We start from the raw sequence: 21,906 nt of genomic DNA, 5'->3' as shown, positions 1-21,906 counted from the left end.
GTGATTGATATTGCCAAAGAAGTTTTAGAAGCAGAGAAGAGGATTGGAAAGCACATAAGAGAGACTCCCTTGGAATATTCCCCATTTTTAAGCAAGAAAGGAGACGCAAATGTTTATTTGAAGCTTGAGAATTTTCAAGTAACGGGGTCGTTTAAAATACGAGGTGTTCTTAACAAATTACTCTCACTGAGCGAAGAAGAGAAAAGAAAAGGACTTGTTACAGCATCTAGCGGAAACCATGGAGTTGCGTTTGCCTATGCTACCAGCTTCTTAGGTCTTAGAGGAATTGTTTTTCTTCCAGAAAACGCATCCCCTGCAAAAGTTCAAGATATAAGGCAATATAGTGTGGAAATTAGGTTTTATGGAAACGATGTTGTCAAAACAGAGGAATTCGCTAGAAAGTTTGCCGAGAAAAATGGGATGATCTACGTACCTCCCTACAACGACCCGAAAATCATAGGTGGTCAAGGCACTATAGCCCTTGAACTAGAAAGACAGCTTGAAAACATTGACGTTGTTTTAGCCCCTGTTGGCGGAGGAGGTCTTATTTCCGGTATTGCCGGATATCTAAAGGAAAAAACCAAAAACATAGAAGTAATAGGAGTTCAACCAGAGAATTCTGCCGTTATGTATCATTCAATAAAAGAGGGAAAAATCGTTGAAATGGAGTCAAAGCCTACGTTGGCAGACGGCACGGCTGGAGGAGTCGAGAAAGACTCCATAACATTTGAACTCTGCAGGAGATACGTGGATGATTTCGTTCTGGTGAATGAAAATGAGATAGCAAAGGCGATTGTTTTAATGCTGGAGAAGCACCACATGCTAATTGAAGGAGCAGCGGCACTTCCAGTTGCAGCCTATTTAGAAGAGTTAGAGCGTTTTAGAGGCAGAAATATCGTTTTGGTTATCAGTGGGTGCAGAATAAGTTTGGACACCCTTAGAAAAGTCTTGGGATGTTGATAGGACAATGCCCTTTCCAAAACTTTTTATCCATCACGCCTTATATTCTTTCAATCGATGATGAAGGATCAACCGACTGAAAGATGAGGAAGTCTAGCCTATCTGAGATGCATCCGGGGGATAAGGATGTTGAAGGCATTGATATTTGACGTTGATGAAACGCTTGTTTATTATGAACACTACAACGATAGGGAATGGTTTGAAAAATGGGGGAAGAAAGAGATAGAAAAACTTGGGATAAGCGTTGACTACGAAACGTACAAAAAAATGGTTAAAGGAGAACTCCCAAGGAGCTGGGTCGAAAAGCTTGGAGTTGATCATGTAGAATTCTGGAAAGCCATAGACAGAGCAAAACTCGACTACAGAAAATGGGCCGCAGAAATGGGATTAATAAAAGCCTTTCCCGATGTGGATGCTTTGGAGAATTTCAAGCAAATGGGATTAAAAATGGCAGCTGTTAGCAATGCTTCTCAAGATTGCACGGAATTCGTGCTGGAGCTTTATGACTTGAAGAAATATTTTGATGTCATTCTTGGAAAAGACTACAGATATTTGGATGGTGCTAAGCCGAATCCGTATCTAATCAAAAAAGCCCTCGATGCCCTCGAAGTTCTTCCAAGTGAAGCTTTGGTTGTGGGGGACTCTGCATCGGATATCTTAGCAGCCCACGGTGCTGGTGTTAGTGCCGTTCAAGTGATGAGGTTCGGGAAAATAGAGGGGGCAGATTATTACGTGAAAGATTTGAAAGAACTTGTACAATTAGTGAGGTCATTAATGGATAAGGATTTATAAAGGAACTACCTAATTTATAATGCCCCTGCGCGAGGACCCACCTAATTAATGAAGGTGGGGGCGATGCGGGGGCAACAGCTCGGCCATAGCGAGGTCCCCACGGGAGAGCCTTCCGCGTCACGGAGCCCCATGACCGTGGGTAACCCTGGCCGAGTACACTCTTCTGGCCCGCCTGGGTTAAGCCGCTTGAGATTGCCTTATGGCTTCAATGAGAGCGGTCGTTACGGGCGGGCCACATTTCCATTTTCTAACCTTAACTTCGGTTAACCTCTTGATAATTGGTCACAAATTTCTAAAAAGAGCATAATTACGGTTAAGATGAAAAATTCGTAGAGCAAAGTTTCATCAAAGTTGGTGGTTCCTTTTTGTAGGGGTGGTTTGGATGGGATTTTTGAAAACGTTTCGTTTAATTGTGAATTCCAACTTTAGAGAACTAGCCTATAAGAGTTTACATTGTAAAAAGACACCCGAAGGGCGTCAAAGTAGGAGAAACTTCCCTAAGACAGCTAGTATTTGTGGAATTCCATCCCAAGAGAGCTTTTTAGAATGAAAATCCCTAGTAAAAGGGCAATTTAGAAGGAACCACAAACCTTGATCAAACTTCGCGCAGGCAAGCAAACTTTTGGAAAAAGTTTGACCAAAAGAGTTCCCTTCTTACTAACAGGCAAAAACCAGTTGTGCACTACTCAAAAGCACTTTTTAGAGGGGGTTTACTTCCTAAATACACACTTTCAATCAGGTTTCAATCCAATTTTAGCGTCCACAGAACACTTTCCTGAGTGAAACCCTCATAAAAGAGCAATGTAAATAAGAAACCCAACTCATTTAGTGTAAATCCTTAGAAAAGCACCTAACATTCCGCCAGCGCTTACGCAGGTAAGGGCTGTTATGGTGGGCCCGCGGGGATTCGAACCCCGGACCTCCACCTTGTCAGGGTGGCGTCATAACCAGTCTAGACCACGGGCCCGCCCTAAAAGTTATGGTGGACCGGCCGGGATTTGAACCCGGGGCCTCCGCCTTGCCAAGGCGGCGCTCATCCCAGGCTGAGCTACCGGCCCACTCGAATCTTTTACACAGTTCCATATGCCTAAGATGGGTTTTTAAGTTTTACGGTGCACTCCTGTTTTTAATTTCTCTAATGAAATGGTGACAAAATTTCAGATAATTATCTCTGAACAAGCATACAAAAGTGTCTTTAATTGCATAAATCCTTCTCAGAAGAGCCCAGAGTTCAGTGAAAACTAATTTTTCAGTAGATCAAAAACTTTATATAGCTTTTCTGATTAAGCAAAAAGTGGTGAAAACTATGTGGCATCTTTTGTACCCAATGAGAACTTTTTTGATAGTTTCAGGGCAGGAGAATGAGATAAACGTGATGGCAGTTGACTGGTTAACGTATCTCTCCACAAAGCCGCCGATTATCGGAGTATCTATCCACCCAGCCCATTACACCCATGGCTTAATAAAGAAGTACAAAGAGTTTGTGATTAGCGTTCCCACGATAAACATGCTCAGAGACGTTTTGATTGCCGGGAGGAAAAGCGGTTCAGAAAAGCTCAAGAAAATGAGTGTAACCTTTATTCCTTCAAAGAAAGTAAAAACGCCAAGCATAAAAGAAGCCGCAGCAAACATCGAGTGCAGGGTTGTCGAGGAGAAGTCCTACGGTAATTATACCTTCTTTGCCGCGGAGATAGTTAACTTCATCCAAAACGAAGAGGCGTTCAAAAACAACCAGCCGGACGTAAAACTCGGGTTTATGGCACATTTAGCCCCCGGAACGAACAAGTTCGTGGTGTTTGATGAGGAAATATATGAAATCCCAACCAGAGAGCTTTAGTAAGGTTAAAAAGTGAAAGGGCGATCACTTGCCCCCCTTCATCCTCTCCTGCAATTGATAAAGCTCGGCTATCCTCTGTAAGGTATCTGCATCCTCCGGTCCTTTATCCTCTCTTAGCGCAACGTATCTCGGGAACCTTAATGCAAAGCCGCTCTCGTACTTGGGGCTCTTCTGAATCTCCTGATAAGCCACTTCGATCACGATCTTAGGCTCTATTTCAACGAACTTGCCGTGTTCCTTTTTTATCAAGGGCTTAAGCATCTTTGTGAACTCTATTAGGTCTTCATCAGTAAATCCGCTCCCGACTTTACCAACCGGGACAAAATCTCCCCTTATGGGATCGTATGCACCTAAAAGGAACGAGCTCAAGACTCCACTTCTCCTCCCTTCGCCCCATTCCGCGCCTATAATAACTAAATCGAGATTCTCCATTGTTGGCTTAATCTTCAGCCACTTCTTTCCTCTGTTACCGAGCTCGTAAACTGAGTCGAGCCTTTTTGCCATTAGTCCTTCATGACCTAGGTCAAGGGCTCTGTGATAGAACTCCTCGGCCTCTTCTGGATTCTTTGTTATCAAATTCTCAGCGATTTTTATCCATTCGTTTGTGGTCACAATGCCCTCAAGGGTTTTCCTCCTCTCTATGAACTGAACGTCTATCATGCTTTTGCCATCAACGTAAAGAACATCGAAAAGGTTGAGCTCGAGGGGTATTTTTTCAATCATCTCATCTATGTTGTACTTCCTTCTAAATCTCCTCAGCACGTACTGGAACGGTCTCGGTCTTCCTTCCTCTCCAACGGCAACAAGTTCGCCCTCTACGATAACTTTCTCTGGCTTTAGAGACTCTTTAATCCTCTCAACGACCTCTGGGATTGATCTCGTGACATTTTCAAGACGCCTTGAATAAACGATAACCTTCTCTCCGTCCTTGTGAACCTGAACCCTCGCACCATCATATTTAATCTCAAACTCCGCCTCTCCACCCATTTCTATCAAGGCCTCTCTAACGTTGGCTACCATCTGGGCGAGCATCGGCTTAATTGGCTTCCCTACTTGGATTTTTACTTTCAAAAGCCCCTCGTCTCCCTCAAGCTTTGCTACTTTAGCCACAAACCCGAAGTCACTTGTAAGCATGTAAGCCCTCTCAACAAGCTCAACCTTTACCCTAAACGCCTCTGCTATTGCATCCCTCAGCAGTCCCTCCGCAACTCCCGTCCTCATAGTCCCAAGTATCGTCCTTGCCAAATACTTCCCTTCCTCTGGAGAAGCATCCATGAAGAGATTGGCGAGGTATTTCAGCTTTCTATCTTGACTTCCTTCGCCAGTGGTTTCGGCAACTTTAACTAAAGTGCTGTAAACCCTTTTTATTGTAAGCGGCTGGGAGAAAAAGCTTTTTTGCTTCCTCCTTTGAAGAGCGAGTGCAACACTTTCCCCCAAATCTCCAGTATCTTTTACGGAATTTTCTATCTCGTCACTATTTATTCCAGTGGCCATAGAAACGGCTCTTATCAATAGCTTCTCACCTACGCCAAGCTCTCTCTCGTCCCAATCCGGAAAGACCTTTCCAAGGATTAAATAGGGAACAATTTCCAACAGCTCTGGGTCTTCAACTTTCTTTAAAAAGTCCGCTACAAATTTTGTCTTAAGGGTCTTTAGGGTTGTTTTTTCAAGTCTTTTATACAGTTCAGCAAGCTCTTTGTATAGCATCAACACCACCATATTGAAGTATCGCCTCAAAAGATAAAAAGATTAGTCTCTCTGCATTGGTCTGAACCTCAGGAATTCAAAAAATATCGTTGCCACAAAGCCACCAGCAAATATAAGTGGGAGAGGATATCCACTTTTTTCAAAAGCAAATAAGAATGCAAACCCTCCAGCAAACCCAGATGCAAGGAGAGCCATTTCTCGCTGGTTGCTTTTGTTCAAGTATATTGCTAAAAGAAGGGAGAGGATTGAGAGAGTAAGATAAAACGGGTTCATTTCCCATCCCCCACCCATCTTTCAACACTAGGCCTTTGGGTGTAAACATCACATATGTGGTACTCGTCTATGGAAAGATCATCTAAGAGAAACTTTACTTTCTCTACCTCATTTTCCTTCAAAAGAGCAAATAAGCTCTTTCCCAGCATGATCATTGATGATGGCAGGTGAAGAGCCTTATCAATTTCCTTAGCAATTTCCAAGAGCTCACCAGAGAGCAGACCCGTACGCTCAGCAAACCCTCTAGCCTCTTTCATCAAAACATCAACCTTAGGATTTGAGAGAAGTGCGTTAAGGGCTTTCTCTCCCTCTTTCTTAATTAATCTAATAAAGTCGCTGTCAAGCACCTCTCTTGTGGATAGCCTTCCCATCGGCACTGCCAGAACCTTGTATCCTTCAAAAAAGATGTTATCTACTATTCCAATCCCTGGTGCACCGGGTTTTATCCTAATTTCTATCCCCCCATGAATTTGGGCTATAACATCCCCTAGTCCGCCTTTGTGAATGACCTCATGCTTATGGGCTATTTGAGCGGCTTGGAGAAAAGTTTTCTCTTTAAAGGCAAACGCCAAAGAAAGGGCAGTACCAAGAGCCCCACCGGCACTGTTTCCAAAACCATGACCATTTGGAAAGTCAAAGTACTGCCAGATTTCAACCTCTCCGATAAAATTCTCCGGGACAATCTCATTAGCGACGGAGTAGCTGATAATGGCATTTTCTTTTTTAACGGGTTCTCCATTAAAAGCAATGTGTATATGCTTCTCTAAGCCTTCCTCCAAGCTTACAAAGACGTTTGTTCCTTTGCTTAAATTTATGCCGGCTCCAAGTGAACCGGCTAAAAGAGGTTCTTCATTGAATTTGGGAACAAAAAAAGCTGTAATGTGTGCAGGAACGAAAGCCCTTATTAGCATTTTCTCACCCCTCTGAACACTTATACATCATGCTTTTAAATGTGAGCCTAAGTCTAGACTGTTAGGGCAAGTGCTGGAATATAATGCCAGAAACCTTTTTAGATTTTAGGATAAAATTTGAGTAAATTTGGTGGTACCAATGGACAGATTGTTCGATCGCGTAATTGTTAGACCACCTGGAAAAAGCTATGTGAATTGTGTTTCAACAAACCCCGAGCATGAAACTATTGATGTCCGCTTAGCTAAAAAGCAACACAGAGAATATGTTAAAATCCTGAAGGAGTATGGAATAGATGTCATTGAGCTTGAACCTCTTGAAAGCCACCCAGACAGCGTTTTTGTTCAAGATACGGCAGTTGTAGGGGTTAAGTCAAATGTTGCAGTTATCAGCAGGTTTGGGGAGCCAAGCAGAAGAGGGGAAGAAGAGAGCATTAAAGAAGTTCTGGAAAAGGAAGGATTCGAAATAAAGGCTATCAAAGCTCCAGGAACCTTAGAGGGAGGGGACGTTTTAGTAACGGATCAAGGTATTGTGTTTATCGGACTTTCTCAAAGAACCAACGAAGAGGGGATAAGTCAATTTGCTCGCTATTTTCCTCATGTAAAAGTTGTTGCTATTCCAATTACAAAAATATTCCATCTTCTCTCGGGAGTAAGTTATTTAAGAGATAAAACAGTTGCAATATCCCCTCAGGTTGTCGATGTGGATTATTTCAGAGGATTTAAACTTATCACGATACCAGAAGACGAGCTATACGCAAACAATATGCTGTATCTCGGCGATAAGAATGTTCTAATACCCGAGGGATATCCAAAAACAAAAGAGAAATTGAGAAGAGCAGGGTTTAAACCTGTTGAGGTGGATGTTTCCGAATTTTGGAAAGGGGATGGAGGTGTCACCTGTCTTAGTTCTCCGTTTTATACAGTTTTATAATAGATGATCTCACATTGAAAGCAAAGTTTTCAAAGAAAAAAAGTTCAATTGAAGAAGAAAAAGATAAAAGAGTTCACTCTTCAACAACGTATATTGGCACTTTTCCGTGCGGAATGCCGTATTTCTTGCCGTACCATTCGCTGAGGACGTACCATGCAGCTATTAAAATGACTATACCTATTGGGAGTAAAATTGGCCAGCTGTGGATTCCAATAGCAAAGAGGAGGTAAAGTATTACTCCACTTCCTGCAGCGGTTACTGCATATGGAATTTGAGTATTAACGTGGTCTATGTGGTCACTTCCAGAAAACATTGAACTCATGATTGTTGTATCGCTTATTGGTGAACAGTGGTCACCGAAAATACCGCCTGCAAAGACGGCACCTATTGATGCATACAACACTGGGCCGATTTGTCCACCTGTAATTTGGTATGCCAAGGGGATTGCGATTGGCATTAAAATACCGAATGTTCCCCATGAAGTTCCCGTTGTAAATGATATGAACATTGCAACCAAGAACACTATAAGCGGAACTATACCTGCTGGGATGTTTGCACTGGTGGCTAAGTTTACCACATAGTCTGCTGTTCCAACAGCGCTTGTGGCGCTCTTGATACTCCACGCAAGGACTAAAATTGCAGTAGCCATCATCATTTGTTTCATACCTTGTACAATTGCCGTCTCAGCCTCTTCAACTGTCATTTGCTTCCTTCCGAGTACTAATACTAGTCCAACAAGCACCATGCTAAATGATCCCCATAGAAGTGCAGTTGCAGCATCAGAATTTGAGAGTACCCCCATCAAGCCCTCCTCTGCGTATGTGGCACCTCCACCACCGGTGTACCACATTCCATAGAGTGTTACAAAGACAAGGCTGAAGATGGGTAAGATAAAGTTCCAGACGTCCCCTCCTTCTTTGGGTGCTCCCAAGTCTACTTCGGTTGTCATCAATGGCTTTGCCCCATCACGGAGGACTTTACCCGTTGTTCTAGCCCTATACTCGGCATGGAGCATTGGGCCATAGTGTCTGTGAGTATAGGCCACAGTGAGTACTAGGATTATTGCCAATATTGAGTAGAACCTGTAGGGAACACTAGAAAGCCACGCTGCGTATGAACCGAGAGTAATTCCAAGGCTATCAAAGGACTCGCCAATAAGTCCTATCTCGTAACCAATCCATGTAGAGACCAATGCCAATCCCGCTACAGGCGCTGCAGTAGAGTCATCGATGTAGGCAAGCATTTCTCTTGAAACTCTTGCCCTATCTGTTATTGGTCTCATTGTGTTACCAACAATGATTGTGTTGGTATAGTCATCAAAGAACACAAGAACACCAAGGAGCCATCCAAGTACTGAAGCTGCTCTGCTGTTATTAACTCTCTTTGTCAAAGCTCTTGCGATTGCATGAGCGCCTCCTGATTTGTAAATCAATCCAACACCAGCACCGATCAGAAAGTCAAAAACCAATATCGTTGCGTTCCAGCTGTCTGTCACATTCTCAATAACCCACTGCCAAGTTGTTATAGTACCCGTTACTGGATTCCATCCGGAGGCCATAACTCCGCCAACCCAAACACCAGCAAATAAAGCGAACAAGACTCTTTTGGACCATATAGCCAATATAATAGCTACCAGCGGTGGTAGCAGAGACAGCACTCCAAAGTCTGACACCATTTAACACCTCCATACATATTTTTCGTAAGCTCAAATTTTTCGAACTCTTTATAAGTTTTTCGCAAATATTGTTGTATTTTTGGTAATTTTCGAATTTTTTTGTATATCCAACATCCCATATCTAAATATACTCGAGACAAATTAATGTATTACTTTGTTCTTTACTGCATGCTAACGGTATGTTGTGTTTAACATTATACAATACCGCTCTCATACCATAAAAACGTTTTCCTAACGTTTTTCGATGACTTTTGAAAATTCCCACAAAAGTTATCAGGTTAAAGGGGATAATAACAAAAAAGAATTCGAAGTAAAATTACAAGGTTAAGATAAGCCCTCTAATGTTTCTTTCAGCTTTTTAAAGTCTTTTTCAAGCTCTTCTCTAAGCTGGGGTTTATAAAGAGCCACCGCTGGGTGGTACATTGGCATAATGACAATCTTCCCAAAAAGGGTTCTGGCTTCAAGTACTTTTCCATGCATTTTACTTATGGGCTCGGGCTCAAAGCCAAATTTCTTAAGAATGTAAGCCATTGAATGCCTCCCCAGGGGAACTATGACTTTCGGCCGGATTATGTCTATTTGCTTGTCCAAATATGGAGAACAAGCCTTGATTTCCTCTTCCGTTGGATCTCTATTATTGGGAGGTCTGCACTTTACAACGTTAGTAATGTACACCTCCTCCCGCCTAAGCCCAATACTTTCTAAAAGCTCATCAAGCACTTTCCCGGCTCTTCCAACAAAAGGCAAGCCCTTTTGATCTTCCCAGTAACCCGGGGCTTCTTCAACAAACATTATTTTAGCATCATAACTTCCCGAGCCGGGGACTGCGTTTGTCCTTAATTCTCCCAATGGACACTTTTTACAAGCTTTTATCTTTTCTTCAAGCTTTTTCATGACTTCATTTTTTCCCATGCCTAACACCCAGTCTCTCTTGAGATAAATAAGCCGTTAAAAGTTCTTTCCATGCCGTGTAGTATCCTTTCTCATAATCATCCCTAAATTCATGCTGGAGTATGCTCTCAAAATGTTCAAGGAGTTTTTGAGCTTTTTCATTGTCCGGATTTCTTACAAGCTGGACTATCAGGGAATCAGTGTCATTGTCCTTTAACGCAGATAAAAAGCCATTTATAGCCTTGCTGTATCCCCTACCCCACTCGTCATCTCCCACTATCTTCTCAAGTTTGTCCAGATGAGCTTTCGCCTTGGTGTAGTCCCCCCTCATCAGCGCTCTGAGGAACATTTCCATTCTCATCTCCCGTGCTGGCATTTTTCACCACCATCTTATGTGGGAGTCTTGGTGTTTTTAACCCTTTTCAAGGGATCGGGCGTGTTTATAGTAACCTTTATTAGGGTTTTTGCTGAATTCTTTCAGGTGGTTGTCGTGATCCCCAGATGGGATCACAGACTCAAAGACCCTGAAAGCGTGGCATTCGCAATTCTTGACGTTTTAGCAGACTTCGAATCAGAAGGAAAGCTGAAGAACCTACCAAAATCCAAAAAATTCCCAGTAAAAACAATACTGGCAATACTCCTCTTTAAACAATACTACAACCTACCCCTCAGAGACGCCCAGCACTACGGCAGAAAATTCTTCGGAGCAAACATTCACTACTCAACCCTCCACAACTGGGAGAAAAAGCTGAACCTCGAAGAACTGACAAACCACCTCCTGAAAAAACTCCAGAAATTACCCTACGCCAGCACTCAAGCAGACTCAACCATTATCACAAATAAAAAAAGGACAGAATAGAAGTTCAGGCAATAACGAGAATCCTGCCGGGTTTACTGTATCCGGTTGCTGTGAAGATCACAACTTCTGAGAACGAGCTGATTGAACTCCTGCCGGAGGGTTCTGGGAATTTTTATGCTGATGGGGCTTATGATTCAAAGAAAGTTCTGAACACTGTGGTGGAAAAGGGTTATCGGCCGATTGTTAAGAAGACTAAGAACCCTCCAGGTGGTTTTGGTAGTAAGAAGAGAGACAGAGTGTTTTCTGAAGAAGAGTACGGGCATAGGAATCCTCATGAGGGGTTCTGGGGTGCGTTTACAACTTGGTTTGGCAGTAGAATCCCCTGTTTTCTGAAAAAGACTACTGTAACCCGAATCCTGCTTGGGGTAATGTGTTATGGTCTGAAAATCCTCCTCAGAGTCAAATACTGTTTAAATAACAGGGGGTGAAACTAAACACGCCCTCAAGGGATCGCACATGTGAGGGGATACTCATAAATATTCTAGCAGTGTAGATGATAATAGTAGAGATCACATTACAGAACTTTTGGTACACCTATGAAAGTAAATCTTCATATTTACGCAAAAGTTTTTATACTCCATACTTGTAAAAAACTTGTAGAGGTGATTAGAATGGAAGAGATAACAGAGGGAGTACCTAGTGGGGAGAGAGAATTTGGGGAGCTTACTAAGGGGGTTCGCGATCTCATCGAATACCCCGAAATAAGCGAGGAGGAATTTCACGAGCTCCTTACAAAAGCCAGTAAGGATTACGGTGGACCTCTCCCCCATAGAACCTGGTCTCTCTGCCCCGAGACTAGAAAAGTTGTCCCTGCTGTGGTTTGGGAAAAGGATGGAAAAGTATGGATAACGAAAAAATGCCCAGAGGGCATGATAACTGATGTTTATTATGAAGACGCCGAGATGTATAAGCGTTTTGAGGAGTGGAGGTATGACTTTAAGATAAAGAGCTACAACGTTGAGAACACCGGTGTAAACTGTCCCTTTGATTGTGGTCTCTGTCCAAGGCACAGCTCTCATACTAACTTGCTCAACATAGTTCTGACAAATAGATGTAATTTGAGCTGCTGGTACTGCTTCCCAGGATATGAAGAGGCACTATTCAAGTTTGGTGGTGAAGTTAAGCTTGCAAAATTCGAAGAGATTGCAAAGATGTTTTCCTTTGAACATACAGTGCAGATAGAGGGATTTATGGGGGAGTATTCAATTCCCGAGAACCTATATGTTTTAACTTACAATAATGGAAAGGCCGAATGGACAAGAGTCACAAAATTCCTCAGAAGAAAACACTCGGGAGAAATAATGGTCATAAAGACGAGAACTGGAAGGGAAATAAGAACGACGCCAGAGCATAAGTTCTTTATATATGAAAACGGAAAGATAGTAAAAAAGAGGGCTGATAAACTTAACGTCGAAGATGATCTGATACTACTATGGAATCTTGAAACTGATGAGAGGGGAGAATTTGAAATAAACCTCTTAGAAGCTTTTAAATCATTACCAGAAGAAGAAAAGGAAAAAATATATGTCAGAGGGATATCAAAGCTGGATCTTTTGCCGCTCAAAGAGGAATACGGAGATATAATTTATCAGTGGAAGAAGAGTGATTCTATGCCTCTTTCGGCATTCTATAAATTGGGCATAACTGAAGGGGAGTTTAGACTCGGCAGGGATGCCACAAGTAATGAGCTTCCTTCTAAACTCAGAATAACCCCCGAATTTGCAAAGTTGATAGGATATTTTGTCTCGGATGGTAATTATACCAACAAGGATTTGAGAATAACTGTTGGGCATAAGGATGTTGAGGAAGAAATAATTTCAATACTCAACTTCCTCAACCTTCCATACAGCATATTGGAATGGGAAGGAAAAGCTAAGCAGATAGTTGTAGGTAGTAGGTTAATGCGGCTTGTCTTCAAGTATGTACTGGGAATCCCTGAAGGAGCACCCAATAAGAGGTTACCCAAGAATTTCCTGAACTTCCCGGTTGAAGCAAAGATAGCTCTACTTAGTGGACTCTTTAATGGAGACGGATATGTAGTAAGAGGAGACAAAGTTCTGCATATGGGATATGCAAGTGTTTCTAAAGGGCTTATTAGGGACATGCTATACTTACTGGCCTCCTTAGGGATATTCGCGAGGGTTTACATGGTTCCAAAAGAGAAAATGAATGGGGCAAACCACGACCTCTACAAGATATATATAGCGGGAACCGACCTTGTAAAACTTGTCGAAATGCTTGATCTGAGAGAAGGGCATCGTAAAAAGTTAAATAACATAGGAGACAGAAAGCCCTCCAAAGTCAAGAAGGTTTCAGACTTTTACATTGACACAATTAGCGAGATAAAGGTTGAAAACTACGAGGGATACGTATATGACCTTGAGGTTGAGAATGAGAGCCATTCATTTGTAGCATCTGATGGAATTCTAGTAAGCAATTGTTTCTTCTACGCCAAGGAGGGTCAGCCAATCTATGAGCCCACTCTCGAGCAGATACGCATGATGCTCCGCAATGCAAAGAAGGAACAACCCATTGGAGCTAATGCCGTCCAGTTCACTGGAGGGGAGCCAACACTGAGGGATGATCTCATAGAGATCATAAGGATTGCAAAGGAAGAAGGCTACGACCACGTTCAGCTTAACACGGACGGCATAAGGTTTGCCTTTGAGCCTGAGCTTGTAAGGAAGATTAGGGAAGCAGGCGTTAATACCCTATACCTAAGCTACGATGGAATGACTCCAAAAACAAATTGGAAGAACCACTGGGAGATTCCGTTAATCTTCGAAAACGTGAGAAATGCCGGCGGGCCGGGAATTGTTCTCGTGCCCACAACCATAAGAAACGTAAACGATCACGAGCTTGGAGATATAATTAACTTTGGCCTCAACCACCTCGATATAGTCAGAGGAGTCAACTTCCAACCGATTTCCCTTGTGGGAAGAGTTCCAAAGAAAGAAAGACAGCGCTTCAGGATTACCATTCCCGGAGCAATAAAGAGAATAGAGGAACAGACAAACGGTGCCATAGCAAAGGAGGACTGGTACCCAATACCAATTGCCGGGCATATTGCAAGGTTTTTTGAAGCATTTGCCGGTAGAAAATACTATATGACATCCCACTTTGGCTGTGGAGCTGCAACATATGTCTTCCTCGATGAGGACAGAGTGATCCCAATTTCGAGATTCCTCGACGTTGAGGGATTAGTGGAGTTCCTTGAGAGCAAGGCTGAGGAGATTGAAAAATGGAAAACTCTAGGAAAGCTTCAGAAGCTCAAGCTTGGGGCGGAGATATTCCTCAAGTTCAGGAGCTTCTATGACGAAAAATACGCTCCAAAGAGCTTTGATGTATTAAAGATCATGAGAGAAGCGTTCACCCACGGAACTTACGAGGCACTTGGGCAGTTCCACTACAAGACACTCTTCCTCGGAATGATGCACTTCATGGATGAGTACAACTACGATGTTGAAAGAGTAGAGCGCTGTGTAATTCACTATGCAATGCCCGACGGAAGGATTGTGCCCTTCTGTACCTTTAACGTAATACCAGAGCTCTACAGAGACAAAGTTCAAGCCCAATTCAGCTACACTTGGGAAGAATGGAAAGCCCTCCACCCAGACTGGGAGTACCAGAAGGACAAATACGTGAGAACCAAGGAGTTCATTGAAAAAATGAAGGGGAGTGAGCTCTATAGAAAGACTTACATCGACATAAAGAACTACTTCGGGTGATGGGGGATGATAAGGGTAGATCTTAAATTCGGCAAAATAACCCCAGACGAAGCCAGAGAGATGCAGTACAAACTCTCACTAGATCTAGCGGTCTACAGGGTCTTTATCAATGGATATTCCAAGAACGGGTATGTGATATTTGACGAAACAAAACTTCCAAAAGAAAAGCTTTTGGAGATGCTCAAGCCATTTGAACCAGAAGTCATCAGCGAAAAGGAGCTAACCCCACAAGAGCTCATCGAAAGCAGTTTGAGCTGGAAGAATACAATTGCTGCATAATTTCTCTATTCTAAAAATTTTAAAAAGTTAGAGGAGCTTTATTTTTATTTTTCCTGCAACATCTGGTTCTTCCAGTTTAAACGAGACTATACCGCTAAATGAGGACAGATCAATAATGTTCCTGCCGCTTTTTATTCCAATAAACTCTTCATAAGCCCTCTCGGGTGGGAGGGAAAGATCGTACTCGTATATCGCTAGCCTGTTATCCTTGCTTGAGGTTATTATTAGCTCGGCCTCTTCATATCCGTCGAGAGGTATCCCCCCAAAGGCTCTTGCCCCAAAGAGCTCACCTACTTTTGCCAGAGCGGCAGTGTTGAGGGAGATACTGAGAGCTGGAGGCTTTCTATGAATTACATCTTCGTCAAGAACAACAATATCTCTATTACCGGTATCAAACGGCGTAGCCTCTAAGGCTCCCGTATTAGGGGTGGTGTTTGTCCCTAAGAGTATTTTTCCAAAGGCTTTCTCTATGCTGGTTATCCTTGCACCAAAAACGCCCACCACCTTAACCATTGGAGGAGCCACATAAAGGAGCAAAGAGGGAGCATTTATGGTGTTTGTAAATTTTGCCATAACCCTACTCTCCTCATCAACTGGTCTGTAGATCGCATCATGATGGGCATTGTAAGCTATCAGTATCCCTCCCCCCATTGGGAGAGCGTTTGTTCTCATAGGGGCATAGAAGCTTGGAAAGTCCAGCAACCTAAAGAATGTCATCTCCTCACCGTTAAGGGGATTGCCCACAAACATTCCTCCCCTCACAAAGGCAAAAACCCTGTTGTATGCGCTTTCCATGTCACCCAGAACTGGCCTCACGGGAGGATTTCCGTCTACAGAGCTAACAGCTACTGGAAAATCTTCCCATTTTCTTGTAATCAGATCAAATGCATGCAGCTCTCTCACTCCCCAATCAAAGTTCTTTCCAACTCCGAAGAAGACGGTGTCATGTACAAGAGTCCCCTTAAGGCTTGGATTTTCATTGAGAAGCTTTGCTTGCCTAGTTTTCCTGTCAAGTTCGTATATGCCGAGGTGTGCATGCCCGTCTTCCCTTGCTATAAGGAGCTTGTCCTCATAGGGGTCGTAGATTATATCGCTCACTTCTCCCGCCCAATCTGTTTTGTGGTGGATAGAGTCTTTCCACAGAAGCCTTACTTCGTCGTTTTCCGTATCGTATTCGTGAACGTGAGAGTATTTGTTGACAAAACTTATTGTCGATTTCTCGTTCTTTCCTTCATAGACTGCCGGGGCATGAACCCAGCCCCCAAAGTAAATAAACTCATCAACAGTCTCAACCGCATTGTAGGTGTCTCCTCCCGAAGTTGGTCCTTCACCAACGAGGTCAAACTCGTATACCTTCTTTGAGTCTTCCCGTATAAAATGCGCCTGAGCCTCAAATGCCACCGTGAAGTACAAAACGCCGTTGTGATACCTCAAACCAAATATTCCACCACTTCCCCATTCGGGACCATAACGAGGTGGAAACCTGTTTAGATGTTTTAGGATTCTCACGAATATCACCGTTAAGAGTTGTATCTCTAAGATTTAAAACATTGTGCAACTCAGGAGAAACCCATCTACCATCTTTTGCCATTTTTTCAAAAAATTTGTCAAAAAACTTAAATTTTGTGCATTCTTCATGGAAATGGTGAGCAAAATGATACCAAGAACTATGAGTACTCAACATCCCGACAATGTATTTATACCTTTTTTTGCTCATGACGCTGCCCTTGGAGGAGAGGATGAAGTGGTTGAAGCGTTCTATGCTTTCAGCGTTCTTGGAGTAGACGAGCAGATGTGGGATTTCGAAGGAAAGGAGGTTGACGAATTCGTTGTAAAGAAATTACTGGAAAAATATGGAAGCTTTTTCAGAAAAAGAAAGCTTGGCAAGGACTTTAGGATCACACCCCGTGTGCCAAATCCAAGTGTGGAGAGAGCAGAGGCAAAGCTTTTGCTTGAAACGCTTGAAAGTATTCCCAGATCCGCCGACTATGCAAAGTTATTTTACGGAGAGGAAATCGCTCCAATTTTTGAAGTTATATTACCCATGACAACTTCTTCTGAAGAAATCGAAAGGGTGTACGAGCTTTACAGAAGGTATATCATAGGAAAGCAGTACAAAAGGGTGTACGACGTTAAAATCTACGAGTGGATTGGAGAATTTTATCCAGAAGAGATAAACATAATTCCCTTATTCGAGACAAAAGAGGCCATTCTGAACTCCCACGAAATCCTGGAGGAATATCTGACCGGAAAAAACTTTGAGTACCAGAGGGTATTTTTGGCCAGAAGCGACCCTGCAATGAACTATGGTCTCATAAGTGCGGTAATGTATGACAAATATGCTTTATTCAAACTCCAAGAACTTGAAGAAGAACTAAGCATCCCCATATATCCAATAATTGGTGTCGGTGGAGTCCCTTTTAGGGGACATTTCACACCCAAGAATGTTGATGCAGCAATGGAAGAATACCCCAGCGTCCAGACCTTTACTGTCCAAAGTTCATTTAAATATGATAATGAGCCTAAAGAAGTTATCAAAGCTATTGAAAAGGTAAACGATACAAAAAGAAAAGAAACGCCAGCAATTGATGAGAGGATATTTGAGATACTCGACAAATATGAAGAAGAATACACCAAGGAACTTAAGATTCTCGCCCCATATATACGAGAGGTTGCAAAGGCTGTTCCCTCAAGAAGGAAAAGGAAGCTTCACATAGGGCTCTTTGGGTATTCAAGAGAGGTCAATGGAGAAGCCCTTCCGAGGGCTATAAAGTTCACGGCATCTCTGTACTCTCTCGGAATACCTCCAGAAATCCTAGGATTAAGAGCGCTAAGTGAAAAGGAGCTGGAGACAATAAGTGAACACTACAGGGGGCTTTATAATGATATATCTTTTGCGTTAAGATTTTTTAATCCAAAAGCGGCTTCCCATTTCAAATTTTTGGAGGATATAGCTAAAATGCAAAAAGAAATGGGCATAGAAAAGGATGAAAGGCATCTAAGCATAACCACTCAGATACTGAATGGAAAAATTGAAGAGAGCCTTGTGGTAGAGGCGGCTGGTATCAGAGGATTTCTCGGCTAAGCAGTGCGATTTTTCTTCATTCTTTATGTTTCTGCACGGAGTGTTCTAGTAAGTTCTGAGAAAAATTTAAATACCTTTAGTTACTTAAATATACATCGAGAGCAAAAGGAAGGAGGGGTGAGGGACATGGCGAACATGATAATCCCCTTCCCACAACTGGAGAAGATTCTTGAGAAGACATGTGAGCTTGCACTCACAAAGCCAAGAGCAGAGGAAATGATGGACATAGTGGAGAAGAAGCTTGCTGACCTCTTTGAGGTTGCCTATGAGAACGCAATAGCGGAAGGGAGTGACACAATAAAGCTCAGGCACCTGCCACTTACCAAGGGCTTCAAGAACTCAATGAACCTTTTCAGAGCCGTAATCAGGGATGAGAAGGTTGAGATCGAGCCTATAAGAAAGTTCGTACTTGCAAGCATACCTGCCGAAATGCCCCTAGAAGAGGAGTTAGTCGATGAACTCCCTATAATTACTGGAACGCTCTTCGTCCTCATAGGGAGGGTTATCAAAGCTCTCCACCCGGAGATAAGGAACGTCTATCCTGAACACATCGAGGAAGCCAAGAGAGTGTTGGATTATACGCTTTGAGTTTTAATAACAGATAGACAATGAACCTACATCAAATTTTTTAAATTTTCAATCCAAGATTTTTACATGGGTGATGCAGACAAAATAAAAGTCATGATAAGTTCAACAATAATTGATCTAAAAGACGATCGAAAAGCTATTTTGGATGTTCTTAGAAAATATCCCTTTGTACACCCTATAGGAGCTTTTCCAATTTTATACCCCGTTCCAGGGGTGACTCCTGAAATTGGCACAATACAAATGGCTAGAGATTGTGACTTATTTATATTGATTCTTGGGGGCAGGTATGGTTACGTAACTCCACACAATAAATCAGCGACAGAGATTGAATTTGAAGCAGCATATTTTTCTGACCCCACCAAAATATTAGTTTTTGTGAAAGATGTGCCACATATAGAACCAGCTCAAAGGGTATTTATCCAAAAGGTGCTAGATTATACGCGAGGCTACTGGAAGCACAAATATAAAACTCCTGAGGAACTAAAGAATATTTTTGAAAATGCTTTCAATACCTGGATCTCAAAAAGAATTCATGGTTATGCATCAAAACCGATAGAATTTAAATTTGTTTATTTAGTCCTCGATGCACTTTCACAATATCATGTTGAAATTGAATATCAAGTTACTAAATCTGATATCGGATTTTCAGTTAAGAATAATGAGAAGAAAGAGTATGTTTTATATGTTTCAAAAGACGAAATTCGCCAAAATTTCTGGCGAGCATTGGATGAAGTAGTTTCGAAATTGCTAACATTTTTATACTATAGCCAAATAAATAATGTGTAGGCTCACTAATCTTAGTGGGGGGTATATAGCAGTGTCTCAAGTTATAATTCTTAATGACCTAGATCTTCTGATATTTAAGAACAAAATTCGAGATAGAACCCTAAATGGGGAACCTTTACAAAAATTGCTAAGAGTATTAGGCGTATTAGCAGGGGCAAAGATTTTATCACAACTTTTTGCAGAAGATATCACCCTTATAACCCCACTAAGTGCCACATATACGGGAAAAACATATCGATCTGATTTAACTGCAGTGATCATAACCAATAAAGATGACTACGAGGCCTTAGGGGAGGGATTATCTGAAGTTTTCCCTATTAGCTATAGAGGCTATTTAGATTTAGAAAGGATTTATGGAAAATCTGGCTTTACCTCCAAGGTACGAGGTGCAATTTTACCTGATGTTCCGACAGAAGTCGACATTTTAATTATAGCAAAAAGTGTATTGGCTTCAGGATGCTCCTTGATTGCTCTCACAAAGAATGCTTTAGCAAAGTATAATCCTCGTATAACAGTTATCATAGCAATATTTTATTCTAAAGAAGGATTAAATGAACTAATTAGAGAACTCCCCAATACATACTTATTTGTAATAGGGGACGCAGATAAGCTTAGAGAAGACGGAATGTTAGTTCCTGGAGTTGGGATGATAGATGAAAGACTAAAAACTTAAAAAGTATTTAGAGAAATTTCTCCATCCAGCCGACTATTAGCTCCAACCTCTTCACCCTGTGCTTGGGCTTTCCTTTTCTTGAGAGGTCGTGGTTCTCGCCTGGGAAGATTGCGAGCTCAACAGTTTTGCCAAGGTACTTAAGGGCGGTAAAGAACTGCAAAGCCTCGGGAAGCCAGCAGCGGTAGTCTTCCATTGAGTGTATTATTAAGAGAGGAGTCTCGACGTTTGGTGCGTACTTTAGGGGGCTCTTCTCCCAGTAACCTTCGGTGTTGTTCCAGGGATCACCGCCTATCTGATCTGGAGCAAAGTAGTAGCCTATGTCCGTCGTTCCAAAAAAGCTCGTCCAGTTTGAGATTGACCTTTGGGTTACAGCGGCTTTAAAGCGGTTGGTGTGTCCAACTATCCAGTTCGTCATGAAGCCGCCGTAGGAGCCGCCGGTTACTCCTATCCTCTCCGAGTCTATGAAGTCGAACCTTCTCAAAGCCTCGTCCACGACCTCCATTATGTCCTGGTAGTCCCTCTCACCGTAGTGCTCCCTTATGTCAGCAAAATCCTCCCCATAACCGTCGCTTCCCCTTGGATTGGAGAATATTACAACGAAGCCTTTGGCGGTTAAAACGTGGAACTCGTGCATAAAGGAGTAGCCGTAGGCAGTTTTTGGCCCCCCGTGGATTTCAAGAACTGCCGGGTACTTTTTACCTTCCTCAAAATCTACGGGCTTCATTATCCACGCATCTATCTCAACGCCGTCGCTCGCTTTGACTTTGAAGTGCTCCGGCTTTGAGAGCTTGTACTCCCTTATCCATGCGTTAAAGTCGGTGACTTTCCTCTCCTTTCCATCTCTGAGAATGTAAAGCTCCGTTGGAGTTGTTGCATCCTGAGTAATGAAGGCTATATACTCCCCGATGCCAAAGGTCTCAACACTTCTATCTCCGCCGATTACACGCTCTATCTCTCCATCGAGGTTGACACGGAAGAGGTTTGCCCTTGGGCCGTCTGTGGCTATGTAGTAAACCCAGCCGTCCTTGTAAACAAGCGGGTTCCGAGAGGGGCCTCTTACATCGCAGTTGAGAGAGTTGTAAGCCGAGCGGTCAAGCTTTGCCGTGAGCTTTTTGACCTCTTTCGTCTCGGGATTGAAGTGATAGATGTGAGTGTTCGTTGGAATGCCTCTCTCAAGAGTGTTCGTTCTAAGTATAAACGTGCCGTCTTCAAGAGGAACTAAATCACCAATGCGCCACTTTGAATCGGTCAGCTTTTCGACCTTCTTGCTCTTAAGATCAACAACAAAGAGGTCACTTATCATGGGCTTCTTTCCTCTATCCTCCTGGGCAACAAAGTAGATTTTGCTTCCATCTTTGCTCCATTTTAGAGTTTGAACGTTAAGGTTTCCTCTCGTCAGCTTCCTCTTTTTCCCGCTCTCAACATCGACAAGATATATGTGGTTCCGCTTTCCATAAATCCAGCCAATGCCGTTGAACCAGAAGGGGATTTCCTTGATTATGTGCACGTCGTCCTTTTTCTTTTTTCTCTCGATCTCCACTGGGGTTATAACGGCGAGTGTTTTGCCGTCAGGTGAAAACTCATAGTCATTTATTCCAAATTTAAACTTCGTGAGAAGCCTTGCCTCTCCTCCGGTGGTCGGGATTAAGTAAAGCTCAGCCTCCTTGCTTTCCTTGTGCCTTTTGGATGTGAAAGCCATGAACTTACCATCTGGCGAAAAGCGCGGATTCGAGTCTTTTGGTCCAGAGGTGAACTGCACAACCTTCCTACTGTCATAAACATAGATTTTTGAGAAGTAGTCGTCTTTTTCTATGCTGATTTCGCTTACCGTAAAGGCAACTTTTCTTCTGTATACATCAAGTCCACCGACAAGCTTAAACTTCCCCAAGTCTTTGATATCAATCTTTTTCATTAAAACCACCATATTAATT

The 21,906-nt window shown here is 42.6% G+C and carries 20 protein-coding genes and 2 tRNA genes; 12 read left to right on the top strand and 10 right to left on the bottom strand.

Features of this window, described 5'->3' with window-relative positions; genetic code table 11:
• Both OCC_RS10945 and OCC_RS10940 read left to right on the top strand, forming a co-directional pair.
• Positions 1-960, top strand: coding sequence for a threonine/serine dehydratase (locus tag OCC_RS10945; RefSeq protein WP_004067962.1), 960 nt, complete (start codon positions 1-3; stop codon positions 958-960).
• 126 nt (positions 961-1,086) lie between these two features.
• The gene (locus tag OCC_RS10940) at positions 1,087-1,752 is read left to right on the top strand and encodes an HAD family hydrolase (protein ID WP_004067961.1); all 666 of its coding nucleotides are present in this window, start codon (positions 1,087-1,089) and stop codon (positions 1,750-1,752) included.
• 889 nt (positions 1,753-2,641) lie between these two features.
• Here the strand turns inward: OCC_RS10940 and OCC_RS10935 are convergent.
• Together OCC_RS10935 and OCC_RS10930 are read right to left on the bottom strand one after the other, a co-directional pair.
• Positions 2,642-2,719, bottom strand: a tRNA-Val gene (locus tag OCC_RS10935).
• Positions 2,720-2,732: 13 nt separating this feature from the next.
• A tRNA-Ala gene (locus tag OCC_RS10930) sits at positions 2,733-2,810 on the bottom strand.
• 248 nt (positions 2,811-3,058) lie between these two features.
• Here OCC_RS10930 and OCC_RS10925 point away from each other — a divergent pair.
• Positions 3,059-3,589, top strand: coding sequence for a flavin reductase family protein (locus OCC_RS10925; protein ID WP_004068089.1), 531 nt, complete (start codon positions 3,059-3,061; stop codon positions 3,587-3,589).
• Between the two features lie 24 nt (positions 3,590-3,613).
• Here the strand turns inward: OCC_RS10925 and OCC_RS10920 are convergent, their stop codons facing one another.
• Genes OCC_RS10920 through OCC_RS10910 form a run of 3 tightly spaced genes read right to left on the bottom strand, consistent with a single transcriptional unit; the run spans position 3,614 to position 6,480 of the window.
• Positions 3,614-5,296, bottom strand: a complete 1,683-nt coding sequence (locus OCC_RS10920; RefSeq protein ID WP_004068090.1) for an ATP-dependent DNA ligase — start codon at positions 5,294-5,296, stop codon at positions 3,614-3,616.
• 42 nt (positions 5,297-5,338) lie between these two features.
• A complete protein-coding gene (locus OCC_RS10915) occupies positions 5,339-5,569 on the bottom strand; it encodes a hypothetical protein (RefSeq protein WP_004068091.1) in 231 nt (76 codons plus the stop codon).
• Positions 5,566-6,480, bottom strand: coding sequence for a pantoate kinase (locus OCC_RS10910; RefSeq protein ID WP_004068092.1), 915 nt, complete (start codon positions 6,478-6,480; stop codon positions 5,566-5,568). Before OCC_RS10910 ends, OCC_RS10915 begins: the two co-directional genes overlap by 4 nt.
• A 139-nt stretch (positions 6,481-6,619) precedes the next feature.
• Between OCC_RS10910 and OCC_RS10905 the strand changes: the two genes are divergently transcribed.
• Positions 6,620-7,411 (top strand): dimethylarginine dimethylaminohydrolase family protein, encoded by a 792-nt coding sequence (locus OCC_RS10905; RefSeq protein ID WP_004068093.1) that lies wholly within the window; start codon positions 6,620-6,622, stop codon positions 7,409-7,411.
• A 73-nt stretch (positions 7,412-7,484) separates the two neighbouring features.
• On the opposite strand, the gene OCC_RS10900 is transcribed toward OCC_RS10905, so the two are convergent.
• The 3 genes from OCC_RS10900 to OCC_RS10890 all read right to left on the bottom strand — a co-directional run bounded on the left by OCC_RS10900 (position 7,485) and on the right by OCC_RS10890 (position 10,353).
• Positions 7,485-9,083 carry a Na+/H+ antiporter NhaC family protein gene (locus OCC_RS10900; RefSeq protein WP_004068094.1) on the bottom strand — a complete coding sequence of 533 codons (1,599 nt, stop codon included), beginning with the start codon at positions 9,081-9,083 and terminating at the stop codon, positions 7,485-7,487.
• Positions 9,084-9,410: 327 nt separating this feature from the next.
• A complete protein-coding gene (gene udg, locus OCC_RS10895) occupies positions 9,411-9,998 on the bottom strand; it encodes a type-4 uracil-DNA glycosylase (RefSeq protein WP_004068095.1) in 588 nt (195 codons plus the stop codon).
• Positions 9,985-10,353, bottom strand: a complete 369-nt coding sequence (locus OCC_RS10890) for a hypothetical protein (protein WP_004068096.1) — start codon at positions 10,351-10,353, stop codon at positions 9,985-9,987. The genes udg and OCC_RS10890 overlap by 14 nt, the downstream gene beginning before the upstream one ends.
• A gap of 105 nt (positions 10,354-10,458) precedes the next feature.
• Between OCC_RS10890 and OCC_RS10885 the strand changes: the two genes are divergently transcribed.
• The 4 genes from OCC_RS10885 (at position 10,459) to OCC_RS10870 (ending at position 14,843) form a co-directional block, all read left to right on the top strand.
• A complete protein-coding gene (locus OCC_RS10885) occupies positions 10,459-10,836 on the top strand; it encodes a hypothetical protein (RefSeq protein WP_148290382.1) in 378 nt (125 codons plus the stop codon).
• A gap of 50 nt (positions 10,837-10,886) precedes the next feature.
• Entirely contained in the window at positions 10,887-11,264 is a 378-nt protein-coding gene (locus OCC_RS10880) for a hypothetical protein (protein ID WP_020953604.1), read from the top strand.
• Positions 11,265-11,447: 183 nt separating this feature from the next.
• Positions 11,448-14,564, top strand: coding sequence for a tetraether lipid synthase Tes, intein-containing (tes-int, locus tag OCC_RS10875; RefSeq protein WP_004066266.1), 3,117 nt, complete (start codon positions 11,448-11,450; stop codon positions 14,562-14,564).
• Between the two features lie 6 nt (positions 14,565-14,570).
• A complete protein-coding gene (locus tag OCC_RS10870) occupies positions 14,571-14,843 on the top strand; it encodes a DUF3213 domain-containing protein (protein WP_004066263.1) in 273 nt (90 codons plus the stop codon).
• Positions 14,844-14,870: 27 nt separating this feature from the next.
• Here the strand turns inward: OCC_RS10870 and OCC_RS10865 are convergent, their stop codons facing one another.
• On the bottom strand, positions 14,871-16,352 hold the full coding sequence (locus OCC_RS10865; protein WP_004066253.1) for a DUF2139 domain-containing protein: 1,482 nt from the start codon (positions 16,350-16,352) through the stop codon (positions 14,871-14,873).
• 145 nt (positions 16,353-16,497) lie between these two features.
• Between OCC_RS10865 and ppcA the strand changes: the two genes are divergently transcribed.
• The 4 genes from ppcA to OCC_RS10845 all read left to right on the top strand — a co-directional run bounded on the left by ppcA (position 16,498) and on the right by OCC_RS10845 (position 19,975).
• Positions 16,498-17,928, top strand: coding sequence for a phosphoenolpyruvate carboxylase (gene ppcA / locus OCC_RS10860; protein WP_004066251.1), 1,431 nt, complete (start codon positions 16,498-16,500; stop codon positions 17,926-17,928).
• Positions 17,929-18,054: 126 nt separating this feature from the next.
• A complete protein-coding gene (locus OCC_RS10855) occupies positions 18,055-18,516 on the top strand; it encodes a DUF1931 family protein (RefSeq protein WP_004066249.1) in 462 nt (153 codons plus the stop codon).
• Positions 18,517-18,582: 66 nt separating this feature from the next.
• The gene (locus OCC_RS10850; protein ID WP_084684331.1) at positions 18,583-19,302 is read left to right on the top strand and encodes a DUF4062 domain-containing protein; all 720 of its coding nucleotides are present in this window, start codon (positions 18,583-18,585) and stop codon (positions 19,300-19,302) included.
• A 31-nt stretch (positions 19,303-19,333) separates the two neighbouring features.
• Complete coding sequence (locus tag OCC_RS10845) at positions 19,334-19,975, top strand: uracil phosphoribosyltransferase (protein ID WP_004066246.1); 642 nt, start codon at positions 19,334-19,336, stop codon at positions 19,973-19,975.
• Between the two features lie 7 nt (positions 19,976-19,982).
• Here OCC_RS10845 and OCC_RS10840 read toward each other — a convergent pair whose 3' ends face one another.
• Positions 19,983-21,887, bottom strand: coding sequence for a S9 family peptidase (locus OCC_RS10840; RefSeq protein WP_004066244.1), 1,905 nt, complete (start codon positions 21,885-21,887; stop codon positions 19,983-19,985).
• Between the last annotated feature and the right edge of the window lie 19 nt (positions 21,888-21,906).

The organism is Thermococcus litoralis DSM 5473, assembly GCF_000246985.2.
GTDB classification, from domain to species: Archaea; Methanobacteriota_B; Thermococci; order Thermococcales; family Thermococcaceae; genus Thermococcus_A; species Thermococcus_A litoralis.
Note: the sequence above shows the minus strand (reverse complement) of the source record. Positions and strands in the feature narration are given on the sequence as shown.